This is a genomic window from Mycobacterium sp. 1245111.1 (assembly GCF_001673405.1).
Taxonomy (GTDB): Bacteria; Actinomycetota; Actinomycetes; order Mycobacteriales; family Mycobacteriaceae; genus Mycobacterium.
Genome location: NZ_LZLV01000047.1, coordinates 1 through 19,813 on the forward strand (window position 1 = coordinate 1; position 19,813 = coordinate 19,813).

Annotated in this window: 17 protein-coding genes; 9 read left to right on the plus strand and 8 right to left on the minus strand. The window is 67.7% G+C overall.

The features are described from left to right. Positions 1-170 precede the first annotated feature (170 nt). Positions 171-1,547: a NarK/NasA family nitrate transporter gene (locus A5658_RS09400; protein ID WP_067333419.1), complete on the minus strand. Its 1,377-nt coding sequence runs from the start codon at positions 1,545-1,547 to the stop codon at positions 171-173. Positions 1,548-1,717: 170 nt separating this feature from the next. On the opposite strand from A5658_RS09400, the gene A5658_RS09405 reads away from it, so the two are divergent. Further along, positions 1,718-2,896, plus strand: coding sequence for a putative sulfate/molybdate transporter (locus A5658_RS09405; RefSeq protein ID WP_082993046.1), 1,179 nt, complete (start codon positions 1,718-1,720; stop codon positions 2,894-2,896). Here A5658_RS09405 and A5658_RS09410 read toward each other — a convergent pair. From A5658_RS09410 to glp, 3 genes are read right to left on the minus strand one after another with little or no spacing between them, the layout of a single operon-like run. After that, a complete protein-coding gene (locus tag A5658_RS09410) occupies positions 2,887-3,366 on the minus strand; it encodes a molybdenum cofactor biosynthesis protein B (RefSeq protein ID WP_067333287.1) in 480 nt (159 codons plus the stop codon). The genes A5658_RS09405 and A5658_RS09410 overlap by 10 nt on opposite strands. Next, entirely contained in the window at positions 3,366-3,860 is a 495-nt protein-coding gene (gene moaC / locus A5658_RS09415) for a cyclic pyranopterin monophosphate synthase MoaC (protein ID WP_082993047.1), read from the minus strand. The genes A5658_RS09410 and moaC overlap by 1 nt, the downstream gene beginning before the upstream one ends. A 23-nt stretch (positions 3,861-3,883) precedes the next feature. Then, the gene (gene glp, locus A5658_RS09420) at positions 3,884-5,089 is read right to left on the minus strand and encodes a gephyrin-like molybdotransferase Glp (protein WP_067333291.1); all 1,206 of its coding nucleotides are present in this window, start codon (positions 5,087-5,089) and stop codon (positions 3,884-3,886) included. 103 nt (positions 5,090-5,192) lie between these two features. On the opposite strand from glp, the gene A5658_RS09425 reads away from it, so the two are divergent. Beyond that, on the plus strand, positions 5,193-5,639 hold the full coding sequence (locus A5658_RS09425; protein WP_067333293.1) for a molybdenum cofactor biosynthesis protein MoaE: 447 nt from the start codon (positions 5,193-5,195) through the stop codon (positions 5,637-5,639). A gap of 2 nt (positions 5,640-5,641) precedes the next feature. On the opposite strand, the gene A5658_RS09430 is transcribed toward A5658_RS09425, so the two are convergent. Together A5658_RS09430 and moaA are read right to left on the minus strand one after the other, a co-directional pair. Further along, positions 5,642-5,905 carry a MoaD/ThiS family protein gene (locus A5658_RS09430; RefSeq protein WP_067333295.1) on the minus strand — a complete coding sequence of 88 codons (264 nt, stop codon included), beginning with the start codon at positions 5,903-5,905 and terminating at the stop codon, positions 5,642-5,644. 1 nt (position 5,906) lies between these two features. Beyond that, on the minus strand, positions 5,907-6,986 hold the full coding sequence (gene moaA / locus A5658_RS09435) for a GTP 3',8-cyclase MoaA (protein WP_067333297.1): 1,080 nt from the start codon (positions 6,984-6,986) through the stop codon (positions 5,907-5,909). A 149-nt stretch (positions 6,987-7,135) separates the two neighbouring features. On the opposite strand from moaA, the gene A5658_RS09440 reads away from it, so the two are divergent. From A5658_RS09440 to A5658_RS29295, 3 genes are read left to right on the plus strand one after another with little or no spacing between them, the layout of a single operon-like run. Beyond that, positions 7,136-7,624 carry an oxidoreductase gene (locus A5658_RS09440; protein ID WP_067333299.1) on the plus strand — a complete coding sequence of 163 codons (489 nt, stop codon included), beginning with the start codon at positions 7,136-7,138 and terminating at the stop codon, positions 7,622-7,624. 13 nt (positions 7,625-7,637) lie between these two features. After that, positions 7,638-9,128, plus strand: a complete 1,491-nt coding sequence (locus tag A5658_RS09445; RefSeq protein ID WP_067333301.1) for a molybdopterin-dependent oxidoreductase — start codon at positions 7,638-7,640, stop codon at positions 9,126-9,128. A gap of 1 nt (position 9,129) precedes the next feature. Further along, the gene (locus A5658_RS29295; protein WP_067333304.1) at positions 9,130-9,462 is read left to right on the plus strand and encodes a hypothetical protein; all 333 of its coding nucleotides are present in this window, start codon (positions 9,130-9,132) and stop codon (positions 9,460-9,462) included. Here A5658_RS29295 and A5658_RS09455 read toward each other — a convergent pair. Further along, entirely contained in the window at positions 9,386-9,751 is a 366-nt protein-coding gene (locus A5658_RS09455) for a hypothetical protein (protein WP_067333307.1), read from the minus strand. The genes A5658_RS29295 and A5658_RS09455 overlap by 77 nt on opposite strands. 2 nt (positions 9,752-9,753) lie before the next feature. Then, on the minus strand, positions 9,754-10,788 hold the full coding sequence (locus A5658_RS09460) for a hypothetical protein (protein WP_067333309.1): 1,035 nt from the start codon (positions 10,786-10,788) through the stop codon (positions 9,754-9,756). An 86-nt stretch (positions 10,789-10,874) separates the two neighbouring features. Here A5658_RS09460 and A5658_RS09465 point away from each other — a divergent pair, with 86 nt between their 5' ends. The 4 genes from A5658_RS09465 (at position 10,875) to nirB (ending at position 19,812) form a co-directional block, all read left to right on the plus strand. After that, a complete protein-coding gene (locus tag A5658_RS09465) occupies positions 10,875-11,261 on the plus strand; it encodes a hypothetical protein (protein WP_067333311.1) in 387 nt (128 codons plus the stop codon). A 159-nt stretch (positions 11,262-11,420) separates the two neighbouring features. Next, positions 11,421-15,452: a bifunctional nitrate reductase/sulfite reductase flavoprotein subunit alpha gene (locus A5658_RS09470; RefSeq protein ID WP_067333314.1), complete on the plus strand. Its 4,032-nt coding sequence runs from the start codon at positions 11,421-11,423 to the stop codon at positions 15,450-15,452. Beyond that, positions 15,442-17,160 carry an NTP transferase domain-containing protein gene (locus tag A5658_RS09475; RefSeq protein WP_067333421.1) on the plus strand — a complete coding sequence of 573 codons (1,719 nt, stop codon included), beginning with the start codon at positions 15,442-15,444 and terminating at the stop codon, positions 17,158-17,160. The genes A5658_RS09470 and A5658_RS09475 overlap by 11 nt, the downstream gene beginning before the upstream one ends. A 159-nt stretch (positions 17,161-17,319) precedes the next feature. Then, a complete protein-coding gene (gene nirB, locus A5658_RS09480) occupies positions 17,320-19,812 on the plus strand; it encodes a nitrite reductase large subunit NirB (protein ID WP_067333424.1) in 2,493 nt (830 codons plus the stop codon). Position 19,813: the final 1 nt, after the last annotated feature.

Sequence of the window (19,813 nt, forward strand, 5' to 3'; positions counted from 1 at the left end):
CCGCAGCCTAGGGGGCCTAAGGGGCCAGCCCCCGAAGCGCCCGCACCGGCCCCCGAGGCTCCCGCCGCACCGGCACCCGGGGGCGGCGCGGACGGCGGCACGGCTCCGGCCAGCCCGACTCCGGAGCAGCCGGCGCCGCCGGGCCACATCCGGCTGGCCCCTTAGGCCCCCTAGGCTGCGGCCATCGCGGGCTCGCCGACCGCGGTGATGGACGTCCGACGAACGTAGACGCCGAACGTGATCAGCGCCGCGACCACGTAGAAGCAGGCAAAGTCCCAGAACGCGGCTGTGGCGGTACCGGAGGTCAGGTAGGACCTGCGCAGCGCCAGGTTGATCGCCACACCACCCAGGCCGCCGATCGCACCGGTGATCCCGATGACCGCGCCCGACATCGAACGCGAGTAGTTGGCTCGGGCTTCCTCGTCGCCCTCCAGGGATCGCGAGGTGGCGTGGAAGATCGACGGGATCATCTTGTACACCGCGCCGTTGCCGATTCCGCTGAGCACGAACAACACGGCGAAGCCGGTCACATACGCAACCATCGTCGCCGCGGTGGTGTGGCGACCCGACAGGCCCGAGGTGATCGCCAGTAGCGCGTCGCCGCCGAGCATTCCGATGAATGCCCACAACGTCACGGTTCCCCCGCCGACGCGGTCGGCGATCCGGCCGCCGTAAATCCTCGACACCGAGCCCAAAAGTGGTCCCACAAAAGCGATTTCGGCTGCGTGCAGGGACGCCTGCGCCGGGCTCTGTCCACCGGCGGCGAACGACATCTGCAGCACCTGGCCGAACGCGAACGAGAAGCCGATGAACGACCCGAAGGTGCCGATGTAGAGCAGGCTGACCAACCACGTGTGACGGCTGCGCAGTGCGGCCCGCATCGCGCCGAGGTCGACCGAAACCACGTCGAGGTTGTCCATGTAGCAGGCCGCACCGATCGCGGCAACGATCAGCGCCGCAACGTAGAAGGCGCATACCCAGTAGGGCTGCCGATTGCCCGCGGTCGCAATGACGAGCAGACCGACCAATTGCACGGCGGGCACGCCGATGTTGCCGCCGCCGGCGTTGATACCCAGTGCGATGCCCTTGAGGCGTTGCGGGAAAAACGCATTGATATTGGTCATCGACGAAGCGAAGTTGCCGCCGCCGAGTCCGCACAGTGCCGCGCAGACCAGGTAGAACCACAACGGACGGCCCGGTTGGGCAAGCACCGCCACGGTCGCGAGGACGGGCACCACCAGCACACACGCCGAGAACACCGTCCAGTTGCGGCCACCGAAACGTGCCGTCGCCATCGTGTAGGGCAACCGCAGCACCGAACCGACCAGGGTCGCGGTCGCGGCAATCAGGAATTTGTCCCCGGCGGTCAGCCCGTACACCGACTGCGGCATGAACAGAACCATCACCGACCACAGCGACCAGACCGAGAATCCGACGTGCTCCGCCGCCACCGACCACACCAAATTGCGCCGTGCGACGGCCTTTCCGCCCGCCTCCCACGCAACCCGGTCCTCCGGGTCCCACCCTGTGATGTGCGATCGCGCCACCGCATTCTCCTCGCCAGTCTCCGACACTTCCGAGGTGAACGTAAAAGTGCGATGTTGCCGCGCGGCGTCTCACGATGTCGCGGCCGTGAAATCACCCTCACGGGTGGCCTGGTGGCACCGTGAGCGATCGACGGCTGCCGGTGGCAAATGCCCTGCACTAGAGTGCTGGCATGGTCGTGGCGCCCACCCAGCCTGAGTCGGATGCGAGCCCCTTCCGGTTCGATCGGGCGGAAATGGCTGGGGCGCTAGGCGATCTGGGGGTGCTGGTCCCGATCGCGGTAGCGCTGATCGTCAAGAACGGTCTGACGCCGACCGCGGTCTTGTTGCCGGCCGGTCTGCTGTATGTGGTGGCGGGCCTGATCTATCGGCTACCGGTTCCGGTGCAACCGCTCAAGGCGTTCGGGGCCATCGCGATCGCGCACGGTTTCGGTGCCGACGACATCGCGGCCGGTGCGCTGTTGATGGGGATGCTGTTTTTGGCGCTCGGTGCGTCGGGCCTGCTGGACTGGGTTGCAAAAGTGTTCCCGCACGCGATCATTCGCGGGATTCAGCTTTCGGTGGGGCTGTTGTTCTGTCAGCTGGCGTGGAAGCTGGTGTCGACACCGCCCAAGTCGTTCACCGATCATCGGCACTCGACCTGGTGGCTGGCGGGCTTGACCGTCGTGGTCATCGTCGTCGCACTGCTGCTGCGACGTCGCCAGATCACCCTGGTATTCCTCGCGATCGCCGTGGTGGCCATGGTGGGCGCGTTTCACGGCACGGTCAGCTTCGGCCCGTCCGCCGTGCACATCCCGCATCTGAGTCAGCACGCGTTCGCCGCGGCAGCCGTCGCGCTGGTGTTGCCGCAGGTGCCGCTGTCGTTCGCGAATTCGTGTTTGGCCACGGCCGACACCGCCCGCACCTACTTCGGCGACGCCGCCCGACGGGTCCGGCCCGGACGCCTGGCCACCACGATCGGGGTGGCCAACCTGTTCGCCGGCTCGATCAGCGGGATGCCGGTATGCCATGGCGCCGGCGGCATGACGGCGCACCGCAGCTTCGGCGCCCGCAGCGGCGGCGCCCCGATCATGTTGGGCAGTGTCCTGATTGGGATCGCTCTGGCGATGGGAGCGACCTTGACCGCCGCGCTGGCCGGTTTCCCGGTGCCGATCCTGGCGGGCTTGTTGACCGTGGCGGGGTTGCTGCACATCACGCTGCTGAAAGATCTACGCGGAAGCTGGCATTGGGTGACGGCGATCGCGGTCGGCGTGACCGGATTTTTGACTAATCTCGCGGTGGCTCTGGTTGGCGCGCTGGTGATTTGGTGGGCGGTCGACGTGCTGTGTTCGCGCCGCGCGAATCACGAATGATCTTTGCCGGCAAGCTGATCCAGCGCGTGCTGCAGCACGCCAGCCAGCACCCCGAGGCCGTCGCGCACTCCGCCGGGTGAGCCGGGCAGGTTCACCACCAAGGTTCGACCGGCGACCCCACAGACGCCCCGTGACAGCACCGATGTCGGGACCTTCGGCAGGCCGGAGCGCCGAATTTCGTCGGCCAGCCCGGGAATTTCGTAGTCGAGCACGGCTTTGGTCTGCGACGGCGTGTGGTCGGTCGGCGAAATGCCGGTGCCTCCGGAAGTGATCACCAGGGCGACACCGTCGGCAATCGCGTCGCGCAACGCCTGCCCCACCGGTTCCCCGTCGCTGACCACCGTCGGTAGGACCGCCGGAAAGCCTTGCTGCACAAGCCAGTCAGCGACGATCGGCCCGCAGCGATCGTCGTAGGTGCCGGTCGACGCGCGGGTCGAGGCGACGATGATGCGCGCCGATTGGCCGGCCATCATCGCGCCCAGGTTCCGTGCCGTCCGCCTTCTTTGCGCAACACCCGGATGTCGTCGATGCGAGCGGCCGGGTCGACCGCTTTGATCATGTCGTAGAGCGTCAACGCCGCCACGCTCACCGCGGTCATCGCCTCCATCTCCACCCCGGTGCGGTCGGTGCTGCGCGCCGTCGCCGTGATGTCGACATTGCTTGCGCCGATGGAGAATTCGACGTCGACGCCCGTCAACGCGAGCTGATGACACAGGGGAACCAGCTCGCTGGTGCGCTTGGCCGCTTGGATTCCAGCTATCCGGGCGGTGGCCAGCGCATCGCCCTTGGCCAGGCCACCCGACGAGATCAGCTCCACCACATCGGCTGTCGTGCGCAGCGAGCCGGCGGCGACCGCTTTCCGTTTCGTCGCGGTCTTCTCGGTGACATCGACCATGTGGGCCGCGCCGCTGGCATCGATGTGCGATAGCGGACCGCTGGGTGGTGTAGGGGCGGCGTCAGGCATGGCAGTTCATCTTTGCAGTCCGATCATCCCATGTCCCAGATCTGGACCTGTGAGCCGGCGGGAAGCTCCGTCGTGTCGACCGGAATGTCGATCAGGCAGTTCGCCGAGGCCAGGTAGCGCACGTGATGCGAACCCGCCGGTCCGTGGCTTGCCACCGTGCCGCCCGTCGCGTCGAAGACCCCGCGACGGAACTGGCGCTTACCCGCCGGCGACCTCAGCCCGTCGACCAGCACGGCGGATCGCATGGGGCGATTCGGGGCCGGCAGCCGCATGGCCGACCGCAGCGCCGGGCGGACGAAAACCTCGAAGGACACCAGCGCGCTCACCGGATTTCCCGGCACGGTGACGATCGGCACGCCGGCGACCCGGCCGGTGCCCTGCGGCATGCCGGGCTGCATCGCCACCTTGACGAACTCCACGCCCTGATCGCCGGAGCGTCCGAAAGCGTCCTTGACCACCTCGTAGGCGCCCGCGCTGACCCCGCCGCTGGTGATGATCAGGTCCGCCGCTGGCGCGTACCGGTCGAGCACCGCGGTGAAGTCCGCGACGTCGTCGCTGGTGGTCGCTGCGGCGACCACCTCAGCACCCGCCTCCCGAACCGCGGCGGCCAACATGCTCGAGTTCGACTCGTAGATCTGTCCTGGCTGTAGCGCCGCACCGGGTGCCACGAGTTCCGAGCCCGTGGAGATCACCAGAACCCGCTGTCGTGGGATCACCGTCAACTGGTGTAGTCCGGTCGCGGCGGCCAGTCCGACCACGGCCGGGCTCACCGGCTGGCCGGCCCGCAACACGGTGGCGCCCTCCGAGACGTCCTCACCCGCGCGGCGGATGAAGCTCCCCGCGGCGCTCGGCGCGGTGATCGTCACGACGTCGGTCCGGCCGTCGGTCGCCTCGACGGGCACGATCGCGGTGGCCCCGGCCGGGATCGGCGCCCCGGTCATGATGCGGTGGACGGTCCCGGCAGCCAGCATCGGAGTGTCGGTGCGGCCTGCCGGAATATCTTCGGCGACAGGCAATCTCACTGGATGCTCGGCGGTTGCTCCGACCACCTCGTCGGCGCGCACGGCGTAGCCGTCCATCGCTGAGTTGTCGAACACCGGAAGCGACAGCGCCGCGGTCACGTCGTCGGCCAGCACCAGACCCTCGGCTTCAGGCAAGCCGACAGACGCCGCGGCCCGGGCTGTGATCAACTCGGCGACGACGCGCTGATGTTCCTCGACCGACCGCATCACGACAGAGGAGAAAACCGTTGGCTGTCAATCATCGACATGTCCCGCCACCCGGCCAACCTTCGCTCTCGAACGCCTGAGCTTGCCAATATAGTTGGTTGTCATGCGAAGTCGCGGCTCGGCGGGGCCTCGGGTGCTGCGCGCTGCCCTGACCGACCAGCCGATCACGCTGCGCGAACACGAAGACCTGGTGCACGAGCGCGCCGCAGGTGCCGTCGTCGGGTTTGTCGGCGCGATACGCGACCACGACGGCGGACGGCAGGTGCTGAAGCTGGAGTATTCGGCGCATCCCTCGGCTGCCGACGTCATCGCCGAGGTGGTGGCCGATGCGTGCGCGAATTCGGTTGGCGTGCGGGCGGTTGCGGCAAGCCACCGGATCGGCTCGCTGCATATCGGAGACGCGGCACTGGTGGTGGCGGTGGCGGCCGATCATCGCCGCGAAGCGTTCGAAACCTGTGCGCACGTTGTGGATGCCATCAAAGCGCGGCTGCCGGTCTGGAAGCACCAGTTCTTCGCCGACGGCAGCGACGAGTGGGTCGGCTCGGCCTAGCGCTATCCCCCGGCGAACGGCGGCAACACATCGACCGTGTTGCCGGTACGCAGCGCCTGGGCCGTGTCGCGCACCGCAACGCCGTCGCACAGATACGAGCACCGCAGCAGCACCCGCGCCAGCTCCGGGCTGCGTCCGCTCAGTTCGTCGACGAGCCCGCCGACCGTGATGCCCGCCGGGACGGTCAGCTGTTCGGCGTCGGAGCCGGCCGCAGCACCGGCGGCGGCGAAATACCGCACACCGACCTCGATCAACTCGGCCGTCACGTCAGCCTCCGATCGCGCTCATCGACCGCAGCGGCTGGACGAAGTCCGGGCTGTTGATCCCGTGACCTGCCGGTTTGTCCCACATCGCGGCCCGCCAGGCGGCCTCGATCGCGTCGTCGTCCGCTCCGCCACGCAGCAGCGCACGCAGGTCGGTCTCCTGGGTGGCGAACAAGCAGCTACGCAGCTGCCCGTCGGCAGTCAGGCGGGTCCGGTTGCACGACGAGCAGAACGGCTCCGACACCGACGCGACGATCCCGACCTGGCCGGCCCGACCCGTCTCGCCGTCGCTGACCTGCCACATCGCAGCTGGCGCGCCGCCCCTCGGGCTGTCGTCAGGCTCCACGGTGAACCCATGACCGCGCAGTTCCGCCAGCGTCTGGTCCGCCGTCACCATCGTCTGGCGTTGCCAGTGGTGTCCGGCATCCAGCGGCATCTGTTCGATGATGCGCAGCTGGTAGTCGTGTTCGAGGCAGAACCGCACCAGCGCCACCGCGTCGTCCAAGCCACTCACCGGGTCGAGCACCGCATTCACCTTGACCGGCCGCAATCCCGACGCAGCCGCCGCCGCGAGTCCCGCGAGTACGTGGGTCAGCCGATCGCGCCGGGTGATGGCCGAGAAATGCGCGGAGTCGACGCTGTCCAGCGATACGTTAACCCGGTCCACGCCGGCGCGGGCCAGCGCCTCGGCACGGTCTGCCAATAGCACGCCGTTGGTGGTCAATGCGATCTCCGGGCGGGGTCGTAGAGCCGCGGCCGACGCCACAACCGCGTCAAGGTGCTTGGCCAGCAACGGTTCTCCGCCGGTGAATCGCACCTTGGTCACCCCGAGCCGGGTCACCGCAATACGCACCAGCCGGTCGATCTCGCCGGGCTGCAGCAGTTCCGCTGCACCGAGCCACGGCAGACCCGCAGCGGGCATGCAGTAGGTGCAGCGCAGATTGCAACGATCCGTCAGCGACACCCGCAGGTCGGTCGCCGCCCGCCCGTAGCTGTCGACCAACGGGCCGTCCGCTGGCGGTCGGGACGCCCAGGATTCCCTCCCGCGTGGCACCAACGGGACGCCGAGCGTCGTGATCGTCACGAGACCACTCCACCGGTTGTAGCCCGCCTATGCGGGTGCTGAATGAACATCACCGCCCATTATCCCCGCACTGGCGCCGCGCGCCGCCTTCAGCCACTCGTACGGACGTTGGCAGGACTACACCAGGGTTCGGGGGGTATCCGGGTGAAATGGGTGTGCTGACCCGACGGCGGCTGAAGCGCAACCAGGTCTACGACTGGATGCGGCTGAAGGGCTATGTGGCCTTCAATCTGCCGCGCGCCGTGACGGCGTTGGGCGCGGGATTGTTATCCGGTATCGCCGCAGTGCACGTCTATGTGCTGGCCAGCCGGCCGGCGTTGCCGACCAGCTTCACGGTGTACACCGGCCTGATTGTTGCCTTGTGCCTGCTGACGGCGGCTGCCATGGGATTCGCCGTCAATCCGCGGATTCCACCGTGGGGCTGGTTCGTCGGCGACGGGGTGTCGGTCGCCTACCTCGCGGTCTACCTGGCCACTCGGCCGATTCCGCTGCCGGGCCTGGTGGCGGTGACGGGGCGATGGGACTTCGCGCCCGGGACCTTGGCGGGAGCGTTGGCGTTGGGCTTCGTCGCCGTCCACATGTCGGTATTGCTTGGCATCAACGTCGCCTATCCGCGACGTCAACAGTGGTCGGACTGATGACGGTGCCGCGATGACGACGTTCGACTATCCGCTATGGCTTCGGATCGACCACTGGCTCAACGTGTTGTTCGTGACGCTGATCATTCGCAGCGGGATCGAGATCCTCGCCACCCACCCGAAGTTGTACTGGCATGACGACAGCCGACCCGGAAGCGAGTGGGCGCGGTTCACCCGCAAAGTGATGCCGAAAGACCGGCTGTTCGACACTCTCGATGAGGAGGAGGACTACAGCCCGTTCATCTCACTGCCGGGTCGCGCGCAACTGGGCATCGGCCGACACTGGCATTTCTTCTCGGTGATCGGCTGGATCCTGGTCGGCCTGTCGTACTACATCCTGCTGTTCGCGACCGGGCAGTGGCATCGCTACTGGCCGGCCTCGTGGTCGATCTTCACCGAGGCCTGGGATGACGTCGTCACCTACATGTCGTTCAACCTGCCACCGTTGTTGCCCGGCGAACCAATGGATGCCATGCAGAAGCTGGCCTACGCGGGTGTCGTCTTCGGCTTGGCGCCTTTCCAAATCCTCACCGGCGCAGCGCAATCCCCAGCCGTCGAGGCCAGGTTCCCGTGGTACGTGCAGATGTGGGGCGGGCGGCAATGGGCACGCAGCCTGCATTTCATCGGCTTGGTCTCCTTTGTGATCTTCATCGTGATCCACCTGTCGATGGTGTTCTTCTGGGGCTGGGGGCATTTGACCGCCGCGATGATCTTCGGCTCGGTCCGCAACACCTACTGGGCCACCGCCCTGTCGTTGGTGATCATCGCCGCGATCATCGCCGTCCACGTCGCGGCGACAGTGTGGAGCCTGCGCAACCCCCGTTCGGTTCAACGGGTACTCGGCGCGGTGGTCACCCGCGTCCGCCTTATTGTGTTGCGGCCGTTGAACTCACGGCAGAATTACCCGGAACGAAAACTGACCTTTCAGCATCGGGTCAACGGCAAGCCTCCATGTTCGGCCGAGTACAAGGTGATGGCCGTGCACAACTTCGCCGACTGGCGGTTGCGGGTCGGTGGATTGGTCGAGAACCCGGTCATTTTGGACCTGGCGGCGCTGCGGGCGCTGACCGACCCGGAAACGCAGCGGACCATGCACAACTGCGTTCAGGGCTGGACCAGCATCGGCCAGTGGAGCGGCGTGCACCTCAGCGCGCTGGTGGAACTTGTCCGGCCGCTACCGGAGGCCAAATACATCTGTTCGATGACGATGCAGGACAACGACCGCGACGAGCCAGCCTCCCACGGCGGCGGGCAGTTCTACGAGGTCATGGACCTCGAACTCGCGTACAAGCCGCAAACGATCCTCGCTTACGAGATGAACGGCAAGCCGTTACCGATCAAGCACGGTGCACCACTGCGGCTTCGAGTCGAAACCCAGGTCGGATTCAAGATGGCCAAGTGGATCAACCAGATCGAGTTCATCAACGACTATTCCGGTATCGGAAAGGGTGCCGGAGGCTGGCGCGAAGACAACGTCTATTACGACAAGGACGTGGAGATCTAACGTGACCGAAAAAGTGGAGGTCCGACCGGAGCTGGTCAGCTTGGTGCCGGTCGACCGGGATCGTGTCGCGGAGTTGGTCGCCGCGAAAGGCGGGCATTGCGAAAGCTGCGACGGGACCGATTTCGAGGTCGGCCGCGCCCTTTACCTCGGGTTCCTATTCCTCGACGAGGACATCGACGCGTACATGGTGGCGTTGACGTGCCGCAACCCAGAGTGTGGTCGGCACACCGGGATCAGATTGCGCGAGAAGGAGTTTCTCACCCGCGGCGAAAGCGAAGCCCGCGCCGCGACTTGGCTGGCTTCGGCCCCGAGCGGCGCTCGGCCGAGGGGGTGAACTCTGGACGGGCCAGCCCGATTCGATCGATCAGGTCGGACAACCCACGCAGCTCGTCGCACAGCGCTTGAAAACGGCGCTCGTCGGCGTCGGCGAGCAGCCCGCGCGAGCTGTAGTGCACCAGCCGCGGCAGCCGTCCGGCCAGCGCGGTGCCCCATCGGATGCTGAAGTCATATTTCTGGCCGTCATCGACGTCGTCTTGGCGCCCAAGCTGTTTGAGCGCCTGAATTTGTTCGGTGAGCCATTCGACGTCGTCGTCGATGGTGACCGGAGCCGGGTTGTTGTCCATTGCTACAGGTGGGCTTTCGCGACACTGACAACCAATGGTGTCCCCGCGAAGGTGAGAAACACCCGGTGTGGCCCGAGAGCCATCCCCGACACCGGCGCAGATCGCTGCGATTCCGGCAGGGCGGCACGGTAATTGGTGATCCGTAGGACTGGAACTTTGTCGTCCTCGAAGCGCATGAAACTGTTCGTCTCCAGCGTCGCCACCTCCTGATCGGTGGCCACGTAGATGCGGCTCTCATCCGAGCCGATTCGCCGAATGGGCGACGGCAGCCGGGTCGCCGCCCGGACCCGCATACCCGTCCCGGTACGCCGGACGTCGATGACATACAGCGTGTCGTCATTGGGGCGAGCCACATAGCTACGCGTCGTGGCGGTGGTATCGCCCGCCGACACCGCGACGTCCAACGCCATCGATCCGCGCTCGTCGGGTGGCGATGAATGTCCTTTGAAGTAACGGACTCCCGAGGGTCCGCAGATGTGGTACTCGATAGTGCGCCCACGGTTGGAGCCGTCGAGAATGTCGGCGGGGTCACCGGCGACGGAGGCAGCCGGCAGTTTCTGGAAACCGTACTCGTCAACCGGTGTCACAGACGATCCGTCCGCCGACAACGCCAGCAAGACGCGCATTCCGGCGTCCTCGGACAGGTAAGCCGGTGCCGGCCCGGCGTCGAACTCATCCACCTTCCGCATCGTGCCCAGATCGAGGACGGCGACTGTGTTTCGTTGCGGCTGTGGGACGAATACGTGCTGTTCGTTCTTCCGGCCGATCTGGAGGTTGCGTCCCGGCGACAAGGGCTGCGACAGTCGCGTCGTCGCGTGACCTGAGAGCACGTCAGAGATTTCGGCAATTCGACCGTCGCCGGTGAGGCCGACGAGCGAATTGTCACGATACGACCACACGGGGTCGTGCAGCGCCGCGCCGGCGGTCATTACGACGACTTCGGGCGACTCCTCCGCGGAACTTCCCGGCGCCGAACAGCCGCCGGCCACAACGACACTGGCCGCAAGAAGGGCCTGCCAGCGCCAAGTTCGGCGCATCGTTGATCTCGTCATGAATTCTCTGCTCACCGATTTGTGCTACCAGTACCCGTAATCGCCGTCGCGCTAACGCTTAGGCTTGCGAAATGGGCACCAAACCCGCGAAGCAGATTGACTTTCAACGGTTGGCCGACGCATTGGGCAACTACCGGTTCGCCTACCTCGTCACCGTCGGCGACGACTACCGGGTGCACACCGTCACCGTGGAACCCGAACTGCGCGAACGGGTGCTGAAGATCGGGCTGATCGGTGACCGAACCCGCACCAACGTCGAGAGCCACGACGCGATCACACTGCTGTGGCCGCCGAGCGATCCCGACGACTACTCGCTGATCGTCGACGGCAGGGCCGAGGTCGTCGAGACCGACGGCGCCGCGGCACTTCAGGTGCTGCCGACCCGTGCGCTGCTGCACCGCAACGCGGACGGGCCCGGGGACGCGATCCACGACTGCGTGGTGCTGTCTCGGCAGTAGCGCCTTGACCTGGGGGTTTGCCACCTCACCGGATGCCTCAGCGCCCTGACAGGTCGAGTTGATCCGGGCGTAACCGGAGCGACGAAGCTCGAAACACGCCCGCGCGACCATGGAGGTCTGGGTCAGTGCCGCGATAGCGGCCGGGGACGAGTGGGTGGTATGGCTTCCTCTGCACGGGTCGCCACGGTGTGTGGGTACTGCGGCGTCGGCTGCGGTATGGACCTGCACGTCTCGGGCGGGACGGTGACCAAGGCCACGGGGCGCGCCGACCATCCCGCCAACCGCGGCCGGCTGTGCACCAAGGGCAACACCACCGCCGACATGCTCCGCGCCGGCGGACGGCTGGACAAGGCCCTGATTCGTCGCCAGCGCGGCGTCGACGCCGAACCGATCGCGGTGGACGTCGCCGTCGCGGAGGTGGCGGCACGGTTGTCGGCGATCCGCGACGAGCACGGACCCGACTCGATCGCCCTCTACGTCTCGGGCCAGATGACCATCGAGGCACAGTATCTCGCCAATAAACTGGCCAAGGGCTATCTGCGGACCCAGTGGATCGAGTCCAACTCGCGGCTGTGCATGGCCAGCGCCGGCACCGGCTACAAGCAGTCGCTGGGGGCAGACGGACCGCCCGGCAGCTACGACGACCTCGATGCCGCCGACCTGTTCCTGGTGCTGGGCGCCAACATGGCCGACTGCCATCCGATCTTGTACCTGCGCATGATGGACCGGGTCCGCGCCGGCGCCAAACTGGTGGTGGTCGATCCGCGCCGCACGGCCACCGCGGCCAAGGCGGACCTGCACCTGCCGATCCGCCCGGGCACCGACTTGGCGCTGCTCAACGGACTGCTGCGACTGGTTCGCGACGCGGGCGGGGTGGACACCGATTTCGTCGCTGCCTACACCGAGGGCTGGGAGCCGCTGGACGTCCTGCTCGACGAGTACCCGGTCGATCTCGTCGCCGACATCACGGGTTTGGCTGAGGCGGATCTGCGGGCGGTCGCGGAGCTGATCTGTGGGACGCAGAACTGGATGAGTCTGTGGACCATGGGCCTCAATCAGTCCACGCACGGCACCTGGAACACCAACGCGCTGTGCAATCTGCACCTGGCGACGGGTGCGATCTGTCGTCCGGGGGCCGGCCCGTTCTCGCTCACCGGACAACCCAACGCGATGGGCGGCCGGGAGATGGGCTACATGGGCCCGGGCCTGCCGGGACAGCGGTCGGCGTTGGATCCCGACGACCGCGCGTTCGTCGAGACCCGCTGGGGACTGGAGCCGGGGACCATTCGTGCCGAGGGGGGCACCGGGACGGTCGACATGTACCGACAGATGGCCGACGGCGACATTCGAGCGGCGTGGATCATCTGCACCAATCCGGTTGCCTCCGTGTCGAATCGGGCCTCGGTGATCGCCGGGCTGGAGCGGGCCGAGTTCGTGGTGGTGCAGGAGGCATTCAGCGGAGCGGAAACCTCCGCGTACGCCGACGTGGTGCTGCCGGCCGCGCTGTGGGCCGAAAGCGACGGCGTGATGGTGAACAGCGAGCGCACGGTCACCCACTGCGCGCCCGCGATGACCCCGCCCGGCGACGCCGCGCCGGACTGGCAACTGATCTGCCGGGTAGCGACCGCGATGGGCTATCCGGGATTCGAGTTCGATTCTGCCGCAGATGTTTTCGATGAACTTGTGGAGTTTCACAACCCGCGCACCGGCTGGGACCTGCGCGGTGTGAACTACGAGCGGCTGCGCCGTGGACCGGTGCAGTGGCCCGCTCCGCCCGGCGGCGCGGACCGCAATCCGATCCGCTACCGCAACGACGGCGTCAGCCAGAGTTTGCACACCGACGTCGACGGCACCGTACCCGCACTCGCCTTTCCCACTCCGAGCCGGCGCGCCCGATTCCTGCCGCGGCCCCATCTTCCCGCCGCGGAGTTGCCCGACGACGACTTCCCGATGGTCTTCACCACCGGGCGGCTGGCCCACCAATGGCACACGATGACCAAGACCGGGCGGGTCGCCAAGCTCAACAAACTCAACCCGGAACCGTTCCTCCAGCTACACCCCGAGGATGCCGCCCGGCTCGGGGTGCGCGACGGCGACAAGGTCGAGATCCGTTCCCGCCGCGGCCAAGCCGTGCTGCCCGCGAACGTCGACGACGCCGTCCGCCCCGGCGTCTGCTTCGCGCCCATGCACTGGGCCGATGCGTTCGCACCCGATGTCGCCGTCAACGCGGTGACCAACGACGCGGTCGACCCCGACTCGCTGCAACCGGAGTTCAAGGTCTGCGCGGTCAGCGTCACACCGGTCGAAACCGACACCGCCGCAGGCGAACTCACAACCCGGGAAGCGCGATCCCCGGTTGACGCACTCGCCGCGGTGCTGGACGCGCTGCCGGCGTCGGCGACGCTGTCCGCCGACGAACGGCTGTTCCTGTCGGGTCTGATGGCCGGTATACGTGCGAACCCACCGAGCGCCGAGGTGCCGTTGCTGCCCGCGGTGACGCCGCTGTCACCGGGCAACCGGATGTGGGTCGACGGCGTGCTGGCCGGAATCTTCTCCCGCTCGGCGGTCCCGGCCGCCGCCGAGCCCGGGCACGTCGCCGGCGAGCCGGTCACCACGGTGGTATGGGCGTCGCAGACCGGCACGGCCGAGGAGTTCGCTACCACGTGCGTCGAAAGACTCACCAGCGCAGGCATTGCCGCGCGACTGCGCGGCGCGGAAGAAGTCGCGGTCGCAGACCTGAGCGGCACGGTGCTGTTCGTGACATCCACCACCGGCGACGGCGATCCACCGGACAACGGCATCGCGCTGTGGGACGCCTTGGCCGCCGCCGAACCCGGTGACCTGGACAACCTCAGGTTCTCAGTCCTCGGATTCGGCGACTCGTCGTACGCCGATTTCTGCGGTTTCGCCCGCAAGCTGGATGCCCGGCTGGAATACCTTGGCGCCCAACGCTTCGCCGACCGGATGCTGTGCGAACCCGACTACGAGGCAACCGCGCAGACGTGGACCGACCGCGTTACCGCGGCGTTGACCGACCGAACACCCGAGGCGGCCGCACCGAAACAATCTGCACGGCAACGCTATTCGCGAGCAAACCCACTGCGGACCACCATCGTCAGCAACGTCGCGCTGTCTGGCGCGGGCTCCGACAAAGATGTGCGCAGCATCGGCTTCCACCTGCCCGAGGGAACGCTGGAATACGACGCGGGCGACGCACTCGGAGTGTGGCCGCACAACTCGCCCGAGGCCGTCGCCGAATTTCTCGAACTCACCGGCCTGGATGGCGCCGCCGAGATCGCGATCGGCGAACAGACGATGCCACTGGCCGAGGCGTTGCGGCGGCGACTGGACATCACCCGAATCACCCCCGACCTGGTGCGGTTCGTCCACGACCGCCATCCGGTCGACGAGTTGCGGTCTGCCATCGACGATCCGCCGCGGTTCGCCGAATGGGCTTGGGGCCGTCAAACTCTCGACCTGCTGACCGATTTCCCGATCCAAGCCGACCTCGACGAATGGCTGGACGTGCTGCGACCGCTGGCTCCCCGGTTGTACTCGATTTCGTCGAGCTCGCTCGAGGATCCGACCCAAGTCCATGTCACTCCCGGCATCGTGCGGTTCGAGTCGTCACGCGGGACACCACGGAGCGGCGTGTGCTCGGGCCATCTCGCCGGCCTGGGGGCCGGCGCGGAAGTGGACATCTTCGTTCAGCGCACCAAGCACTTCCGGCCGCCGCAGGATCCCGATGCACGAGCCATCATGATCGGTCCCGGCACCGGTATCGCACCGTTCCGCGCCTTCCTGCACGACCGCGCGGCACGCGGGCACTCTGGTCACAACTGGCTGTTCTTCGGCGAGCAGCACGAAGCAACCAACTTCTACTATCGCGACGAGCTGGACGCTTTCGCCCAGTCCGGGGTGCTGACCCGGATGGACACCGCGTTCTCGCGTGACGGCGCCACCAAGGTCTACGTGCAGGACCGGATGCAGGAAAACGCTCCCGACCTGTGGAAGTGGATCGCCGACGGCGCCTACGTGTACGTGTGCGGCGATGCGGCCAGGATGGCCCGCGATGTCGACGAAACGCTACGTGGCATCATCGCCCAGCAGAGCGGTCGCAGCCCCCACAGCGCGACCTCTTACCTACACGCGATGTCTGCGGAGCGGCGCTATGTACGGGATGTCTACTGAGCAGTGCCGGCGCAGGCCGCTGCACGCGATCATCCTTGCCGGCGGCGCCTCGACACGGCTGGGCGCCGACAAGCCGGAGCAGCTCGTCGGCGGGCGGCGATTGCTCGACATCGCCTTGGCCGCGGTGACCGACGCCGAAGCCGTCGTCGTGGTCGGCCCACCACGCGAGGTACCGACAGGGGTCACGGTGGTGCGCGAAGACCCACCCCAGCGCGGGCCCGCGGCCGCGCTGGCCGCCGGCTTCGCCGCACTGCCCGACGGTCCGGCCGACGTTGCGGTGCTGGCCGCCGACCTGCCGCGCATCACCGCGGAAGCCGTCAAGGCGCTCGCCGATGCGCGGGGCGACGCACCCGTCGCACTCGCCGTCGACGACGACGGGCGGCGGCAGTACCTCACCGCGGTGTGGGATTCGGCTGCGCTGGCGACCGCGCTCACCTCGGCTCCGTCGCGGATGCGAGATCTGTTGCCGGACAACGTGATCAACATCAATCTCGCCGACATCGCCGACGTCGACACCCCAGAGCAGCTCGCGGCGGCACGGTCGCGCGTTGACCGTTCGCCCGACGGGGTCCGATCCGCGGTACGCGCCGCGATCGGTCCGCTGCCTGCCGTCGACCGCGAACCGGACACCGCGGTCGGCGCGGTACTGGCCGAACCCCTCACGGCCGCAAGGCCGTTCCCGCCCTTCGACGTGTCGGCGATGGATGGCTGGGCGGTGGCGGGACCGGGCCCGTGGGTCCCGCAGGATGACGCGATCGCGGCCGGAACGCACGGTGGGACACTGGCAGCCGGGCGAGCCCGCCGTATCGCCACCGGCGCGCGCCTACCCACCGGCGCGCAGCGGGTGATTCGCGACGAGGAGGTCGACACGACCGGGACGTTGGTCCGTCAACGCGATTCCGGGCCGGCCGCGCGCGACGACACCCGTCGCTGCGGAAGCGAATGGACGGCCGGCGCCGCTCTCGCCTCGGCCGGCACCCGGATCGACGAAGCGCTGGCCTCGCTCGCCCGGTCGGCCGGTGTCGAGCGGCTCGTCGTGCGCGGGCCGGTCCGAATCACGGTGCACAGTTCGGGCGATGAAATCAGTTCCGGTGCAAAGGCTCTCGACCCACACGCGCCGCTGCTACCCGAAACTGCCGTGGCGCCGGTAGCCGCGCTGTTGCGCGGCTACGGGGCAATCGTCGAGATCGGGTCGCATGTGTCCGACGACCCGACCGCACTTGCGGCGGCGTTCGCCGGTGACGCGGACCTGGTGGTCATCATCGGCGCCACCGGTCGCGGGGTGGCCGATCATCTGCGCGCGGCGATCATGCGGGCCGGCGGCTTCGTCGTCGCCGACGGAGTGGCCATGCGACCGGGTGGCTCGGTCCTGGTTGCGACGTTGCCCGGGATGGATCCTCGAACCCGGGTGCTGCTCGGGGTCGGCGGCAACCCACTGGCCGCGGTCGCCGGGGCGGCCCTTCTGGGACCGGTCGTGATCGATGCGCTCACCGCGGCCCAGCACTCGGTGGTCGACATGATCTCGGTTCGGGGGGTGCCCAGCACGGATCGGTGGCGGGTGGTTCCGGTCGAACCGAACGGCAGCGGCGCCTGGGTCGCCGCCGCACACGCACCGACCGCCCATCTCGCCGCGATGGTCGGCCGTCGCGGGCTGGCCCTGATACCGCCCGATTCCCCCGACGGGGCCCTGGTCGAGCGCCTGTCCTAGCCCCTCACGCACGCACGTCGCAGGGCGTGAGGAAGCCGTGACGACGCGGCAACCCGGCGCGACGCCGCCGCAATACACGGCTTCTAGCGTCGATCTAGAAAATTCGGGAAAGGAGCGCCGGCAGTGGGTCAACGCACCGTGGCGGTAATCGGACACGGGATGGTCGGGCACCGCTTCGTCGAGGCCCTGCGGACCCGCGATTCCGACGGGGCCTGGCGGGTCGTGGTATTCGGCGACGAGCCCGACGCTGCCTATGACCGGGTCGGGCTGTCGTCCTACGTCGGTGCGTGGGATCGCTCCTTGCTCGCGCTGGCCGGCAACGACTATGCGGGCGATCCCCTCGTCGAACTGCGCCTCGGCAGCGCGGTCACCGCCATCGACCGCGACGCCAAGCGGCTGACGATCGCGGATGGATCCGAACAGGCCTACGACGCGCTGGTGTTGGCGACCGGGTCGTATCCGTTCGTGCCGCCGGTACCCGGCAAAGACTCCCCCGGCTGCCACGTCTACCGGACGCTGGACGACCTGGACGCGATCCGCGCTGACGCCGAGGCCGCGCTGGCCCGCGACAGCGAGGCCGTCGGCATCGTCGTCGGCGGCGGGCTGCTCGGCCTGGAAGCCGCCAACGCCTTACGCCTGCTCGGAATACGGCCCCACGTCGTCGAATTCGCGCCCCGACTGATGCCCCTGCAGGTCGACCAGGCCGGCGGCGAGCATCTGTTGCGGTCGGTGCGTGAGCTCGGTATCGGGGTCACTGTCGGCGCGGGCACCTCGGCCATCGAGCCGATCGACGAGGGCGCCAACCGGCTGCGGGTGACGCTGAGCAACGACGAGGTGATCGATGCGGCGCTGCTCGTTTTCTCGGCAGGGGTGCGGCCGCGCGACGAGCTGGCCCGCGCGGCCGGCCTCGAGATCGGCGAACGCGGCGGCGTCGTCTGCGACCTGACCTGCACGACAAGCGATTCCGCTGTGTATGCGATCGGCGAAGTCGCCGCGGTCGAAGGCCGCTGTTACGGCCTGGTGGCACCGGGCTACACGACCGCAGAAATCGTCGCCGACCGGCTGCTCGACGGCGACGCCGAATTCCCGGGCGCCGACATGTCCACCAAGCTCAAGCTGCTGGGTGTCGACGTGGCCAGCTTCGGTGACGCGCTGGCCACCACGCCCGGCGCGTTGGAAGTCGTGGTGTCCGACCCGATCGGCGGCACCTACGCCAAGCTGGTGCTGTCCGACGACGCTCAAACGCTGCTCGGCGGCGTCCTAGTGGGCGACGCATCCAGCTACGGGGTGCTGCGACCACTGGTCGGCTCTCAGCTGCCGGGTGATCCCGTCGCATTGATCGCGCCGGCCGGAAGCGGCGGGGCCGCGATCGGCATCGGCGCACTGCCCGACGACGCGCAGATCTGCTCGTGCAACAACGTCACCAAGGCGGACCTGTGTTCGGCCATCGCCGACGGCGCGTGCACGGTGGCCGACCTCAAAGGTTGCACCGCCGCGGGCACGTCGTGCGGGTCGTGCGTGCCCCTGCTGTCGCAGTTGCTCACCGCCGAAGGCGTCGAGGTCTCAAAAGCGTTGTGCGAGCATTTCTCTCAGTCCCGCACCGAGCTGTTCGAGATCGTCCAAGCCAGCGGCCTGCGCACCTTCTCCGGCTTGATCGAGCGGTACGGCACCGGAACCGGCTGCGACATCTGCAAACCGGCCGTCGCCTCGATCCTGGCCTCCACCAGCTCCGAGCACATCCTCGACGGCGAGGCGGCATCGTTGCAGGACACCAACGATCATTTCCTGGCCAACCTGCAGCGCAACGGCACCTATTCGGTGGTGCCGCGGGTGCCCGGCGGTGACATCACTGCCGAGCAGTTGATCCTGATCGGTGAGATCGCCCGCGACTTCGGGCTGTACACCAAAATCACCGGAGGCCAGCGCATCGACATGTTCGGCGCCACCGTCGACCAGCTCCCCCAGATCTGGCTGCGCCTCGTCGAGGGCGGAATGGAATCCGGCCACGCCTATGGCAAGTCGCTGCGCACCGTCAAAAGCTGTGTGGGCACCGACTGGTGCCGCTACGGCCAACAGGATTCGGTGCAGATGGCCATCGACCTCGAACTGCGTTACCGCGGGCTGCGGGCGCCGCACAAAATCAAGATGGGCGTATCCGGGTGTGCCCGCGAATGTGCCGAGGCCCGCGGCAAAGACGTCGGCGTGATCGCCACCGAGGCCGGCTGGAACCTCTACGTCGGCGGCAACGGCGGCATGACCCCCAAACACGCCCAGCTGCTCGCCTCCGACCTCGACAGCGAAACCCTGGTCCGCTACATCGACCGCTTCCTGATGTACTACATCCGCACCGCGAACCGGTTACAGCGCACCGCGCCGTGGCTCGACGAACTCGACGGCGGCCTCGACCACCTCCACAACGTGATCATCGACGACTCCCTGGGCCTGGCAGCCGATTTCGAGGCGGCGATGGCACGCCACGTCGAAGGCTACGTCTGCGAATGGAAAGCCGTCCTCGACGACCCGGACAAGCTGGCCCGGTTCGTGACGTTCGTCAACGCACCCGGTGCACCCGACCCAACCGTCGAATTCACCGAAAAGAACGGGCGCAAGGTCCCGGTCCTGATCGGCACACCTACTGTGAGGAACCGCTGAT